The 255-nt window shown below is 65.5% G+C and carries 1 pseudogene; it reads right to left on the bottom strand.

The annotated features are described in order from the left end of the window. Positions 1 to 255 (bottom strand): annotated as a pseudogene (locus tag IU459_RS40665) (IS3-like element ISMysp3 family transposase); the annotation flags it as partial.

The following is a 255-nucleotide window of genomic DNA, read 5'->3' on the forward strand; positions in this document are numbered from 1 at the left end:
TCTCGGGGCGATCTTGCAGCCGTGCGCGGTCAGCGCACGGCAGATCGGAGCGACCCCGAACCGAGCCCGATGCTCGGCGATGAACGCGCAGACTACTTCTGTCGCGGGTCGCTCGCCCGCGCGAAGACACTCGTTGCCGCCGAAAGGATTTCGATCGTCTGCTCCAGCTCGGCGATCTTGCGCTTCTGCTCGCGGATTATCCGCTGCGCCTCGCTCGACACGCCGTCGGACTCACCTTCGTCCACCTCGGTTTGT

The sequence above is a fragment of the Nocardia amamiensis genome, from assembly GCF_015477605.1.
GTDB classification, from domain to species: Bacteria; Actinomycetota; Actinomycetes; order Mycobacteriales; family Mycobacteriaceae; genus Nocardia; species Nocardia amamiensis_A.